At 55.4% G+C, this 13597-nt stretch carries 7 protein-coding genes, 2 tRNA genes, 3 rRNA genes and 2 pseudogenes; 5 read left to right on the forward strand and 9 right to left on the reverse strand.

All coding sequences use genetic code 11. From position 1 onward, the window contains the following. Window positions 1-9: 9 nt before the first annotated feature. The 6 genes from mrdA to ACYZUA_RS23005 all read right to left on the reverse strand — a co-directional run bounded on the left by mrdA (window position 10) and on the right by ACYZUA_RS23005 (window position 7394). The gene (gene mrdA, locus ACYZUA_RS22980) at window positions 10-1902 is read right to left on the reverse strand and encodes a penicillin-binding protein 2 (RefSeq protein ID WP_461960738.1); all 1893 of its coding nucleotides are present in this window, start codon (window positions 1900-1902) and stop codon (window positions 10-12) included. 283 nt (window positions 1903-2185) lie between these two features. Continuing rightward, a 5S ribosomal RNA gene (gene rrf, locus ACYZUA_RS22985) occupies window positions 2186-2301 on the reverse strand. Window positions 2302-2451: 150 nt separating this feature from the next. Next, window positions 2452-5343, reverse strand: a 23S ribosomal RNA gene (locus ACYZUA_RS22990). 248 nt (window positions 5344-5591) lie between these two features. Beyond that, a tRNA-Ala gene (locus tag ACYZUA_RS22995) sits at window positions 5592-5667 on the reverse strand. Window positions 5668-5694: 27 nt separating this feature from the next. After that, window positions 5695-5771: transfer RNA gene (locus ACYZUA_RS23000), tRNA-Ile, on the reverse strand. Between the two features lie 84 nt (window positions 5772-5855). Continuing rightward, window positions 5856-7394 (reverse strand): 16S ribosomal RNA (locus tag ACYZUA_RS23005). The 16S, 23S and 5S rRNA genes sit together here with 2 tRNA genes alongside, the layout of an rRNA operon. Window positions 7395-8054: 660 nt before the next feature. On the opposite strand from ACYZUA_RS23005, the gene rhtA reads away from it, so the two are divergent. Beyond that, window positions 8055-8942 carry a threonine/homoserine exporter RhtA gene (gene rhtA, locus ACYZUA_RS23010; protein ID WP_461960739.1) on the forward strand — a complete coding sequence of 296 codons (888 nt, stop codon included), beginning with the start codon at window positions 8055-8057 and terminating at the stop codon, window positions 8940-8942. Between the two features lie 168 nt (window positions 8943-9110). After that, window positions 9111-9392: a hypothetical protein gene (locus ACYZUA_RS23015; RefSeq protein WP_461960740.1), complete on the forward strand. Its 282-nt coding sequence runs from the start codon at window positions 9111-9113 to the stop codon at window positions 9390-9392. Window positions 9393-9407: 15 nt separating this feature from the next. On the opposite strand, the gene ACYZUA_RS23020 is transcribed toward ACYZUA_RS23015, so the two are convergent. Continuing rightward, a complete protein-coding gene (locus tag ACYZUA_RS23020) occupies window positions 9408-9968 on the reverse strand; it encodes a TetR/AcrR family transcriptional regulator (protein ID WP_461964091.1) in 561 nt (186 codons plus the stop codon). Window positions 9969-10059: 91 nt separating this feature from the next. Between ACYZUA_RS23020 and ACYZUA_RS23025 the strand changes: the two genes are divergently transcribed. Beyond that, window positions 10060-10788, forward strand: a complete 729-nt coding sequence (locus tag ACYZUA_RS23025; protein WP_461960741.1) for an SDR family oxidoreductase — start codon at window positions 10060-10062, stop codon at window positions 10786-10788. 36 nt (window positions 10789-10824) lie between these two features. Next, window positions 10825-11415, forward strand: a complete 591-nt coding sequence (locus tag ACYZUA_RS23030; RefSeq protein ID WP_461960742.1) for a 2-hydroxychromene-2-carboxylate isomerase — start codon at window positions 10825-10827, stop codon at window positions 11413-11415. Here the strand turns inward: ACYZUA_RS23030 and ACYZUA_RS23035 are convergent. Next, a pseudogene (locus ACYZUA_RS23035) lies at window positions 11412-11658 on the reverse strand (zinc-binding dehydrogenase); the annotation flags it as partial. The gene ACYZUA_RS23030 and the pseudogene ACYZUA_RS23035 sit on opposite strands and share 4 nt — an antisense overlap. Between ACYZUA_RS23035 and ACYZUA_RS23040 the strand changes: the two are divergent. Continuing rightward, window positions 11656-11757: pseudogene (locus tag ACYZUA_RS23040) on the forward strand (LysR family transcriptional regulator); the annotation flags it as partial. The pseudogenes ACYZUA_RS23035 and ACYZUA_RS23040 overlap by 3 nt on opposite strands. Here the strand turns inward: ACYZUA_RS23040 and ACYZUA_RS23045 are convergent. Then, complete coding sequence (locus ACYZUA_RS23045; RefSeq protein WP_461960743.1) at window positions 11750-13558, reverse strand: aminopeptidase P family protein; 1809 nt, start codon at window positions 13556-13558, stop codon at window positions 11750-11752. The pseudogene ACYZUA_RS23040 and the gene ACYZUA_RS23045 sit on opposite strands and share 8 nt — an antisense overlap. Between the last annotated feature and the right edge of the window lie 39 nt (window positions 13559-13597).

Consider the following 13597-nt stretch of genomic DNA (forward strand, 5'->3'; position numbering starts at 1 on the left):
CTTGATCGCTTAGACGTGAGGGTCGCCCGGTGCTTTGCTGGGTGTGGCGTACTGCGGCTTCAAGTGACCGTCCTGATCGAGTAACCAGGCATCCATGATCTGCCGCACCACAGGACCTGCGACTCGACCGCCGGCCTCGCCGTTTTCGATCATTACCGAGATGACAATTTTCGGATGTTCAGCCGGGGCAAAACCGACGAACAAGGCGTTGTCGCGGTTACGCTCCAGGGTTTTCGCCCGGTTGTAACGTTCGCCCTGCTTGATCGCAACCACTTGCGCGGTACCACTTTTGCCGGCGATGCGGTACTGAGCCCCCGCCGCTGCCGCCCGTGCAATCCCGCGAGCGTCGTGCATTACCATTTGCATGCCATGGTTGACCTGCTCCCAGTCACGTGGGTCTTTCAACAGGATGTTTGGCATTGGATGCTCATCCACGGGCGCAACACCGTCCACGGTCTTGGTCAGATGCGGGCGGTTCCAGACACCTTTGTTGGCGATCAGTGCAGTGGCCTGAGCCAGTTGCAGCGGCGTGACCTGCATGTAGCCCTGGCCGATGCCGAGGATCACGGTCTCCCCCGGGAACCATGCCTGACGGCGCGTGGCACGTTTCCAGGCTTGCGATGGCATCAAACCGGCAGACTCTTCGAACATGTCCAGCGAGACTTTCTCGCCAAGGCCGAACATGGCCATGTAGTCATGCAGGCGATCGATCCCCAGCTTATGGGCCAGGTCGTAGAAGTAGGTGTCGTTGGAGCGCATGATCGCCGCGTCCATGTCCACCCAGCCATCGCCGCTGTGGTTCCAGTTACGGTATTTATGATCGAAGTCCGGGAGTTGGTAGTAACCAGGGTCGAATACGCGGGTCTGCGGGGTAACGACGCCGGCGTCGAGGCCGGCGATAGCCACTTCCGGTTTGATGGTCGAACCCGGTGCATAGAGGCCGCGCAGTACGCGGTTGAACAGCGGCCGGTCGATGGAGTCATGGAGCGCTGCGTATTCCTTGAAGCTGATGCCGGTGACGAACAGGTTCGGGTCGAAACTCGGCTTGCTGACCATCGCGAGTACTTCGCCGGTCGACGGATCGAGAGCGACCACCGAACCGCGACGATCGCCCAGGGCTTCCTCGGCGGCTTCCTGAAGTTTGACGTCGAGGCTCAGTACGATGTTTTTGCCCGGGATAGGATCGGTGTGCTTGAGCACCCGCAGGACCCGGCCCTGAGCGTTGGTTTCGACTTCTTCGTAACCCACCTGGCCGTGCAACTGCGATTCGTAGAATTTTTCAATGCCAGTCTTGCCGATGGATTGAGTGCCGCGGTATTCCACCGTGTCCAGGGCTTTGGACTCTTTCTCGTTGATGCGGCCGACGTAGCCAATCGAATGCGCAAAGTGCGCCCCCATCGGGTAGTGGCGAACGAATTGTGGCTCTACATCGATCCCCGGCAGACGGAACTCGTTGACCGCCAACACTGCGATTTGTTCTTCGCTGAGCCCGTAGAACAAAGTGACCGGCACGAATGGATGTCGAGCCTGCTTCATTGCCTTGTCAAACAGCGAGCGGTCTTCGGTCGGCAAGTGCAGGAGGGTGACTATTTCATCCAGTTCCTCTTTGACATCAGAGGCGCGTTCGCGGGTAATGGTCAGGTTAAAACTGGGACGATTGTCCGCCAGAACTACGCCGTTGCGGTCATAGATCAATCCGCGCGTGGGGGTGATCGGCAGGACATGGACGCGATTGTTTTCTGAGATCGTCGAGTGATAGTCAAACTCGACCACCTGCAGGACATACATGCGCACTACCAGCGCACAGGTAATGGCAACAACGAACAGGGCGCAAGCCATCAGTCTTTTGTTGACCAGGCGCGTCTCTTTTTCGTGGTCCTTGATCGGTATCGGTTGGGGCATTTCTGCAGCAGCTCTTGACTGTAAAAGGGGCGCCAATCCGTAAGCTTGAAATCAGTCCGTTAAAAACGAGCTGCACCATACCAAAAACCTTGTACATTTTGGCGGCAGTTGCGGGAGTCTGGCATTGATCGATGAGCTTCAGGCTTTACGTGAAGCAGGTGTGCAGCACGTTGGTTTACATCTGCGTCGTAGCGAGTGACCGTACCGGTATGTCCGCTCGCACTTTCCTGCGGGCAAAACAAAACCCCTACCTGCATTCGCAGATAGGGGTTTTGGAATTTAATCTTGACGATGACCTACTCTCACATGGGGAAACCCCACACTACCATCGGCGATGCATCGTTTCACTGCTGAGTTCGGGATGGGATCAGGTGGTTCCAATGCTCTATGGTCGTCAAGAAATTCGGGTACCGAGTCGTGGCCAGTCGGCCTCGCTTCAGCAAATCGGGTATGTGACAGCGGGTGTTTTGTGAGTCTCTCGAATTTTCGGTTCGTTGCGTCTTCACACACCGCAATCTGGCCTTTCGACGCAAATTGCTTGGGTGTTATATGGTCAAGCCTCACGGGCAATTAGTATTGGTTAGCTCAACGCCTCACAGCGCTTACACACCCAACCTATCAACGTCGTAGTCTTCGACGGCCCTTCAGGGGACTCAAGGTCCCAGTGAGATCTCATCTTGAGGCTAGTTTCCCGCTTAGATGCTTTCAGCGGTTATCTATTCCGAACATAGCTACCCGGCAATGCCACTGGCGTGACAACCGGAACACCAGAGGTTCGTCCACTCCGGTCCTCTCGTACTAGGAGCAGCCCCTCTCAAATCTCAAACGTCCACGGCAGATAGGGACCGAACTGTCTCACGACGTTCTAAACCCAGCTCGCGTACCACTTTAAATGGCGAACAGCCATACCCTTGGGACCGGCTTCAGCCCCAGGATGTGATGAGCCGACATCGAGGTGCCAAACACCGCCGTCGATATGAACTCTTGGGCGGTATCAGCCTGTTATCCCCGGAGTACCTTTTATCCGTTGAGCGATGGCCCTTCCATACAGAACCACCGGATCACTAAGACCTACTTTCGTACCTGCTCGACGTGTCTGTCTCGCAGTCAAGCGCGCTTTTGCCTTTATACTCTACGACCGATTTCCGACCGGTCTGAGCGCACCTTCGTACTCCTCCGTTACTCTTTAGGAGGAGACCGCCCCAGTCAAACTACCCACCATACACTGTCCTCGATCCGGATAACGGACCTGAGTTAGAACCTCAAAGTTGCCAGGGTGGTATTTCAAGGTTGGCTCCACGCGAACTGGCGTCCACGCTTCAAAGCCTCCCACCTATCCTACACAAGCAAATTCAAAGTCCAGTGCAAAGCTATAGTAAAGGTTCACGGGGTCTTTCCGTCTAGCCGCGGATACACTGCATCTTCACAGCGATTTCAATTTCACTGAGTCTCGGGTGGAGACAGCGCCGCCATCGTTACGCCATTCGTGCAGGTCGGAACTTACCCGACAAGGAATTTCGCTACCTTAGGACCGTTATAGTTACGGCCGCCGTTTACCGGGGCTTCGATCAAGAGCTTCGCGTTAGCTAACCCCATCAATTAACCTTCCGGCACCGGGCAGGCGTCACACCCTATACGTCCACTTTCGTGTTTGCAGAGTGCTGTGTTTTTAATAAACAGTCGCAGCGGCCTGGTATCTTCGACCGGCATGGGCTTACGCAGTAAATGCTTCACCCTCACCGGCGCACCTTCTCCCGAAGTTACGGTGCCATTTTGCCTAGTTCCTTCACCCGAGTTCTCTCAAGCGCCTTGGTATTCTCTACCCAACCACCTGTGTCGGTTTGGGGTACGGTTCCTGGTTACCTGAAGCTTAGAAGCTTTTCTTGGAAGCATGGCATCAACCACTTCGTCACCCAAAGGGTAACTCGTCATCAGCTCTCGGCCTTAGAATCCCGGATTTACCTAAGATTCCAGCCTACCACCTTAAACTTGGACAACCAACGCCAAGCTGGCCTAGCCTTCTCCGTCCCTCCATCGCAATAACCAGAAGTACAGGAATATTAACCTGTTTTCCATCGACTACGCTTTTCAGCCTCGCCTTAGGGACCGACTAACCCTGCGTCGATTAACGTTGCGCAGGAAACCTTGGTCTTTCGGCGTGGGTGTTTTTCACACCCATTGTCGTTACTCATGTCAGCATTCGCACTTCTGATACCTCCAGCAAGCTTCTCAACTCACCTTCACAGGCTTACAGAACGCTCCTCTACCGCATCACCTAAGTGATACCCGTAGCTTCGGTGTATGGTTTGAGCCCCGTTACATCTTCCGCGCAGGCCGACTCGACTAGTGAGCTATTACGCTTTCTTTAAAGGGTGGCTGCTTCTAAGCCAACCTCCTAGCTGTCTAAGCCTTCCCACATCGTTTCCCACTTAACCATAACTTTGGGACCTTAGCTGACGGTCTGGGTTGTTTCCCTTTTCACGACGGACGTTAGCACCCGCCGTGTGTCTCCCATGCTCGGCACTTGTAGGTATTCGGAGTTTGCATCGGTTTGGTAAGTCGGGATGACCCCCTAGCCGAAACAGTGCTCTACCCCCTACAGTGATACATGAGGCGCTACCTAAATAGCTTTCGAGGAGAACCAGCTATCTCCGAGCTTGATTAGCCTTTCACTCCGATCCACAGGTCATCCGCTAACTTTTCAACGGTAGTCGGTTCGGTCCTCCAGTTAGTGTTACCCAACCTTCAACCTGCCCATGGATAGATCGCCCGGTTTCGGGTCTATTCCCAGCGACTAGACGCCCTATTAAGACTCGCTTTCGCTACGCCTCCCCTATTCGGTTAAGCTCGCCACTGAAAATAAGTCGCTGACCCATTATACAAAAGGTACGCAGTCACCCAACAAAGTGGGCTCCCACTGCTTGTACGCATACGGTTTCAGGATCTATTTCACTCCCCTCTCCGGGGTTCTTTTCGCCTTTCCCTCACGGTACTAGTTCACTATCGGTCAGTCAGTAGTATTTAGCCTTGGAGGATGGTCCCCCCATATTCAGACAAAGTTTCTCGTGCTCCGTCCTACTCGATTTCATGACCAAGAGATTTTCGCGTACAGGGCTATCACCCACTATGGCCGCACTTTCCAGAGCGTTCCGCTAATCTCAAAGCCACTTAAGGGCTAGTCCCCGTTCGCTCGCCACTACTAAGGGAATCTCGGTTGATTTCTTTTCCTCAGGGTACTTAGATGTTTCAGTTCCCCTGGTTCGCCTCTTAAGCCTATGTATTCAGCTTAAGATAACCATCTTATGATGGCTGGGTTCCCCCATTCAGACATCTCCGGATCAAAGTCTGTTTGCCGACTCCCCGAAGCTTTTCGCAGGCTACCACGTCTTTCATCGCCTCTGACTGCCAAGGCATCCACCGTATGCGCTTCTTCACTTGACCATATAACCCCAAGCAATCTGGTTATACTGTGAAGACGACATTCGCCGAAAATTCGATTCTTGCTCATACAGAGCAACTCACAAATTTTACCTTAGCCTGATCCGTTACCAGTGAAAGTAACGTTCAGTCTATCTTTCTATCACATACCCAAATTTTTAAAGAACGATCTAGCCAAAGACTAGAAATCAACATTCACCATCCTACGATGGAATGCTCATTTCTAAGCTTTCAACAAACAGAAGCAGTAGTGGTGGAGCCAAACGGGATCGAACCGTTGACCTCCTGCGTGCAAGGCAGGCGCTCTCCCAGCTGAGCTATGGCCCCGTATTGCTACAGGTTCCCACACAAAATTGGTGGGTCTGGGCAGATTCGAACTGCCGACCTCACCCTTATCAGGGGTGCGCTCTAACCAACTGAGCTACAGACCCAATTTCGGGCTGCTTCTTTTATCGTCTTCTTCAATGAATCAAGCAATTCGTGTGGGAGCTTATGGAGCAGCTGATGTCGTCGATTAAGGAGGTGATCCAGCCGCAGGTTCCCCTACGGCTACCTTGTTACGACTTCACCCCAGTCATGAATCACACCGTGGTAACCGTCCTCCCGAAGGTTAGACTAGCTACTTCTGGTGCAACCCACTCCCATGGTGTGACGGGCGGTGTGTACAAGGCCCGGGAACGTATTCACCGCGACATTCTGATTCGCGATTACTAGCGATTCCGACTTCACGCAGTCGAGTTGCAGACTGCGATCCGGACTACGATCGGTTTTCTGGGATTAGCTCCACCTCGCGGCTTGGCAACCCTCTGTACCGACCATTGTAGCACGTGTGTAGCCCAGGCCGTAAGGGCCATGATGACTTGACGTCATCCCCACCTTCCTCCGGTTTGTCACCGGCAGTCTCCTTAGAGTGCCCACCATTACGTGCTGGTAACTAAGGACAAGGGTTGCGCTCGTTACGGGACTTAACCCAACATCTCACGACACGAGCTGACGACAGCCATGCAGCACCTGTCTCAATGCTCCCGAAGGCACTCCGCTATCTCTAGCAGATTCATTGGATGTCAAGGCCTGGTAAGGTTCTTCGCGTTGCTTCGAATTAAACCACATGCTCCACCGCTTGTGCGGGCCCCCGTCAATTCATTTGAGTTTTAACCTTGCGGCCGTACTCCCCAGGCGGTCAACTTAATGCGTTAGCTGCGCCACTAAGAGCTCAAGGCTCCCAACGGCTAGTTGACATCGTTTACGGCGTGGACTACCAGGGTATCTAATCCTGTTTGCTCCCCACGCTTTCGCACCTCAGTGTCAGTATCAGTCCAGGTGGTCGCCTTCGCCACTGGTGTTCCTTCCTATATCTACGCATTTCACCGCTACACAGGAAATTCCACCACCCTCTACCATACTCTAGCTTGTCAGTTTTGAATGCAGTTCCCAGGTTGAGCCCGGGGATTTCACATCCAACTTAACAAACCACCTACGCGCGCTTTACGCCCAGTAATTCCGATTAACGCTTGCACCCTCTGTATTACCGCGGCTGCTGGCACAGAGTTAGCCGGTGCTTATTCTGTCGGTAACGTCAAAACACTAACGTATTAGGTTAATGCCCTTCCTCCCAACTTAAAGTGCTTTACAATCCGAAGACCTTCTTCACACACGCGGCATGGCTGGATCAGGCTTTCGCCCATTGTCCAATATTCCCCACTGCTGCCTCCCGTAGGAGTCTGGACCGTGTCTCAGTTCCAGTGTGACTGATCATCCTCTCAGACCAGTTACGGATCGTCGCCTTGGTGAGCCATTACCTCACCAACTAGCTAATCCGACCTAGGCTCATCTGATAGCGCAAGGCCCGAAGGTCCCCTGCTTTCTCCCGTAGGACGTATGCGGTATTAGCGTCCGTTTCCGAGCGTTATCCCCCACTACCAGGCAGATTCCTAGGCATTACTCACCCGTCCGCCGCTCGCCACCAGGTACAAGTACCCGTGCTGCCGCTCGACTTGCATGTGTTAGGCCTGCCGCCAGCGTTCAATCTGAGCCATGATCAAACTCTTCAGTTCAAACATCTTTGGGTTTTTAAGAAACCCTAAACTTGGCTCAGCAATCGTTGGTTACATCTTTGATTTCTCGCGGAGTAACTTGTGATGCTGATAATCTTGTTGACTATCAGTCTGACTCCACAAGCACCCACACGAATTGCTTGATTCAGTTGTTAAAGAGCGGTTGGTTAAGATCTTTCGTCTCAACCGAGGCGCGCATTCTACAGCAGCCTCTGTTACTGTCAAGCGGTTATTTTTCGAAGTTTTCAAAGTTTCCTTTGCAACTTCAACCACTTGCGCTTTCGATCTCTCGTTAGCGGGAGGCGAATTCTACAGCGTTATTCGCTGCTGTCAACACCTCTTTTGCTCCGCTTTCGACCGAGAAGATCGAAGCGTCAATCAAGCTAAACATCCGGCCTGACCGACTCCTTCTGGGCTTCGATGACCTGAAGCAACTCGCTGCCGAAAACTGCGTAACTCATTGTTTACCAAGGAGTTTTCCGTTTCGACTGCGACGGAAGTGGGGCGAATTATAGACTTCCAGAATCTACCGTCAACCCTTAATTAAGCTTTTCTATAAGGATGCTCAAAATCGCTGCTTATATATAGACGCGCCCCCCGCGAATGCGCAGTATATTGCCCAACAACACTCTCGCTTCCTACTGCGGACGATGCCACGCCATGAATGACCAACCTCGCAGCCTTGCCTCGACCCTGTTTTCGGTTGGCCTGCTATTGATAGCCATGGCATCGATCCAGTCAGGCGCCTCCCTGGCTAAAAGCATGTTCCCCATTATCGGTGCGCAAGGGACCACCACCCTGCGGCTGATCTTCGCCAGCGTGATCATGATGTTAATACTGCGCCCCTGGCGAGCGAAGCTCACCGCAAAATCCCTGCGCACCGTCATCGTCTATGGAATGGCGTTGGGCGGCATGAACTTCCTCTTCTATATGTCCTTGCAAACAGTCCCCCTCGGTATCGCGGTTGCGCTGGAATTCACCGGCCCACTGGCGGTAGCCATCTACGCCTCACGTCGCGCGATCGATTTTTTGTGGATCGCCCTGGCAGCCGTCGGCTTGCTGCTGTTAATACCGATGGGAGAAACGACTGCGGGGATCGATCTGGTAGGCGCCGGTTATGCATTGGGCGCAGGTGTCTGCTGGGCGCTGTACATTCTGTTCGGCCAAAAGGCGGGCGCCGACAACGGCGTGCAGACCGCGGCACTGGGGGTGATGATTGCGGCACTTTTTGTAGCCCCTATCGGCATCGTCCATGCTGGCGCCGCGCTGCTCACTCCCTCACTGATCCCCGTGGCCATCGCTGTCGCCATTCTGTCCACCGCCGTGCCCTACACGCTGGAGATGGTCGCCCTCACCCGAATCCCGACCCGGACCTTCGGCACGTTGATGAGCATTGAACCTGCGATCGGCGCACTGTCAGGCCTGTTGTTTCTCCAGGAGTACCTCTCACTGTCACAATGGATGGCCATCATGTGCATCATTCTGGCTTCCATAGGCGCGACCATGACGATGGGGAGTGCAGCCAAGCCTGCTGTCGCTGCAGATTGAGACAGGATTTGACGAGGGTCTGGTATTTGCCGCGCAATTAGGCCATGTTTAGACCCGTAACCCAGTGTCAGACATGGATTTTTCAGATAGGGATATCAGAACGCTTCAAGCGAAAGCGAATGCAGCCAGACCCGGGCGCAAAGATCCGGGGACGCTATAAGGACAGTAATGAAACGAATTTTGATACTGATCGCCGCACTTGCGGTTGCGGGCTGCGCGGCGACATCGAAAACCCAGGTAAAACACGGCAAGAGAGGGCTGCATATCAACTGTTCCGGGCTCTCGTCATCCTGGGACAAGTGTTACACCAGCGCTGCCAACTCGTGCGCTCCCAAAGGTTACAAGGTCATCGCCAAGTCAGGGGACGCTGTGGAGGAACCAGGCGATTACCCGTTCGGCCTCAACCCTGCCGGCTATACCAGCCGCAGCATGATCGTCATTTGCAAGTAGATTGATGCCGTCTTGTCAGGTTCGTGGACCTGCGATCTGGCGATCAATCTCATCGTAACTGGACCTCAGTACTGCGCGCTGAATGTCCGGCGTGGCCAGCATTCGCGCAATGACCAACGCACCGATACATTGCGACAGAATCGCCCAGGCCAGGCTGTCGCTTTCCAGAACCTGAGCCCAACTCTTCTGAAGCCGACAAATCCAGTTCTCCGCCTGCTGGCGAATCATCACGTCTGAACGTGCAATCTCAGCCCCCAATGCCGGCAATGCACAACCGGATTCCGGGTGCTCGACATGAGCCATGCTCAAATAGTGTTTCAGGCAGCGCTTGAGCCTGTCACGATTCTGGTCCGCCCCTAAACGCTCCAGGCTTTGAGACAGCTCACGCTCGACGATTGAAGCGAACAGCTCATCCTTCGATGAAAAATGACTGTAGAAAGCCCCGCCACTCAAACCGATCGCCTTCATCAAACCGTCGACACCAACTGTTGAAAAACCAGACTTCTTGGCCGACACCGCACTGCTTTCAAGTAGCTTCTCTTTGGTTTCCAGTTTGTGACTGGCCGAGTAACGCATTGTCTTGCCCTCAGGATTGATCGCCTTGACGCTTGCCGAATCGTAGCATAACGTTCGTTTGGTTAACGATCGTTTAGCAAAGGGAACCACCATGAATAACAAGAAGGTCGTACTGGTTGTAGGTGCAGGGGATGCCACCGGCGGCGCAATTGCAAAACGCTTTGCGCAGGAAGGATTTGTGGCGTGTGTCACCCGCCGCAGCGCGGACAAACTCCAGCCGTTGGTGGATGCCATCAAGGCCGATGGCGGTGAGGCCCACGGCTTTGCCTGCGATGCGCGCAAGGAAGAGGACGTGATTGCATTAGTCGAGCAGATCGAAAGCCAGATTGGCCCGATCGAAGCGTTCGTCTTCAACATCGGCGCCAATGTGCCTTGCAGCATTCTTGAAGAAACCGCGCGCAAATATTTCAAGATCTGGGAAATGGCCTGCTTCTCGGGTTTTCTCAACGCTCGTGAAGTGGCAAAGCGCATGGCCAAGCGTCAACGCGGGACGATTTTGTTTACCGGTGCTACCGCCGGCCTGCGTGGAGCCTCAGGATTTGCAGCGTTCGCCGGCGCCAAGCACGGGATTCGTGCCCTGGCGCAAAGCATGGCGCGTGAACTTGGACCGATGAACATTCACGTTGCTCATGTTGTAGTCGACGGTGCCATCGATACCGACTTTATCCGCGAGAGTTTCCCCGAAAAGTACGCGACCAAGGACCAGGACGGCATTCTCGATCCAGAGCACATTGCCGAGAACTATTGGTACCTCCACAGCCAGCCCCGTGACGCATGGACCTTCGAGCTGGACCTGCGCCCCTGGAGCGAACGCTGGTAAGCCCTCCCCCACAATAATAAACAGAGCGCATCGACCATGAGCAAAACCGTGGAGTTCTATTTCGACCTCGGCAGCCCCGCCACCTACCTGGCCTATACCCAACTGCCGAAGATCTGCGAGCAGACCGACAGCCAGTTGATCTACATACCCATCTTGCTGGGCGGCGTCTTCAAAGCCACCGGTAACGCCTCCCCCGCGACCATCCCCGCCAAGGGCCGCTACATGTTTCAAGACCTGGACCGCTATGCCAAGCGCTATGGCGTGCCACTGAAGTTCAATCCTCACTTTCCTATCAACACCCTGATGCTGATGCGCGCTGTCACCGGCATGCAGTTGCGCCATCCCGAACGCTTTCAGGCATTCATCGATTGCCTGTTTCACGCCCTCTGGGTTGAAGGCCGCAGCCTCGATGACCTGGCGACCGTCGCGTCAGTACTGACACAGAACGGTTTCGATCCAAATGCGGTGCTGGCCCTGACCGCCGACGAGGAGGTCAAAGGCACTCTCAAGGACAACACAGAGAAAGCGGTGCAACGGGGCGTGTTCGGTGCCCCAAGCATGTTTGTCGATAATCAGCTGTTCTTCGGCCAGGATCGCCTGGACTTCGTCCTTGAAGCCCTGAGTTAAATCTCGACAACCAACCGCCCCTGCGCAGCTCCCGAAACGAGCAGTTCATGGGCGGCCTCGGCGGTTTGCAGGGTGAACTGCCGAGGGTCGAGCAACGGTTTCAACTGACCCGCCTCGATCAACTGCGCAGCCTCCCGAAGTATCTCCCCCGTGATGCTCACGTCCCTTGCCAGTCAGTAACGGCAACAAGGTAAACACCCCAGAATACGTCGCCCCACGAAACGAGAGCGGCGCGAGACTGTGCACCCGGCGAATCGTCGCCAATCCGCCAGGGTCAAAGCCTTTGTCGACTACATGAGCCAGGCGCTCGAAGAAGCGCCTGAACTCCAACCGATCAAATAGCCGCAGTTCGGGTGTTCAACCACTCAAGGGCTGCACCGTCGAGCAACGGGCTCAAGCGCTGGCGCACCTCGGCGTGATAGGCGTTGAACCACTGCTTTTCGTCGTCAGTCAGCAGCGATGGCTCCAGGCAACGAGTGTCGATCGGGCACAAGGTCAGGGTTTCGAACTTCAGGAACTCACCGAATTCGCTTTTGCCCGCCTCACGGTTCAACACCAGGTTCTCGATCCGCACACCCCAGCGGCCCGGACGGTAAGTGCCCGGTTCGATGGACGTGATCATGCCCGGCTGCATGGCGGTTTGCGGTGCCGCGGCGGCTTGATAGGCGATGACCTGCGGGCCTTCGTGCACGTTGAGGAAGTAGCCGACGCCATGACCGGTGCCGTGACCGTAATCAACGCTTTCAGCCCAGATCGGCGCGCGGGCAATCGAATCGAGCAACGGCGAGAGAATGCCACGAGGAAACTGCGCACGGGACAACGCAATCACGCCTTTGAGCACCCGCGTGCAATCGCGCTTCTGCTCATCGGTCGGCGTACCGACCGGCACCATCCGCGTGATATCAGTGGTGCCACCCAGGTACTGGCCGCCGGAGTCGATCAACAACAGACCGTCGCCTTCGATCACCGAGTGTTCTTCTTCGGTGGCGTGGTAGTGCGGCATTGCGCCATTGGCGTTGAACGCGGCAATGGTGTTGAAGCTCAGCGACACATACCCCGGACGGCGGGTACGCGCGGCCGTCAGGTGTTCGTCGATGGTCAGTTCGGTGATGCGTTCACGACCCAACGCAGTGTCCAGCCAGGTGAAGAATTCGCACAGCGCCGCGCCGTCCTGCTCCATGGCCTGACGAATGTGCTCGGCATCGGCCAGGCTTTTTTGCGACTTGGCTAACGTAGTCGGGTTCAGGCCTTCGACCAGTTTCACACCGCTATCCAGGTTATCCAGCAAGCCAGCAGTGACGCGCGCCGGATCAACTTGCAGGCTCGCCCCGCTCGGTACGGCGCGCAAGGCGGCGGCCACTTCGCTGTAATCACGCAGGGTCACGCCGTCCTGTTCGAGGATTGCGCGCAGTTCGGCATTGACCTTGCTCAGGGCCACGAACAGGGTTGCCTGCTGCTGGCTGATCAAGGCAAAGGAAACAAACACCGGGTTGAACGACACGTCACCGCCGCGCAAGTTGAACAGCCAGGCGATGTCATCGAGGGTGGCGATGAAGTGCCAGTCGGCACCGCGACTTTTCAAAACCTCACGCAGCTTGGCCAGTTTCTCGCCGCGGCTGACCGTCGCCTGAGGCGGCAGGTGTTGATAGATCGGTTCATTTGGCAGCGTCGGACGGTCGCTCCAGACTTCGCTCAACAGATCGATGTCGGTGCGCAGACGTGCGCCGCGCTCTTCGAGCTTGCCACCCAGCGTACGCGCCGAAGCCACGGCCATTACCGCACCATCTACCGCGACGACGCCGCCTTCAGGGGTTTGCTCGGCCAACCAGTCCAGCGGGCCGGGCTGACCCGGTTGCAGCTTGACCAGTTCGATGCCGCTGCCCTTGAGTTCCTTGGTCGCTTGCTCCCAATAACGGCTGTCGGCCCAGACGCCGGCAAAGTCCGGCGTAACGATCAGCGTGCCGACCGAGCCATGGAAGCCCGACAACCATTGCCGCCCTTGCCAGTAACCCGGCAGGTATTCCGAAAGATGTGGGTCGGCCGACGGCACCAGCAGAGCATGAATGCCCTCCCGGCTCATCAGTTCGCGGGTTTGCGCCAGGCGTTGAGGTACCGATCCATTGATCGAAGGCTGCGTACTCATCATGTCTCCTGCTAATGACTTCATCATTATTGTTGAGTG

It is taken from the genome of Pseudomonas sp. LS2P72, from assembly GCF_054897865.1.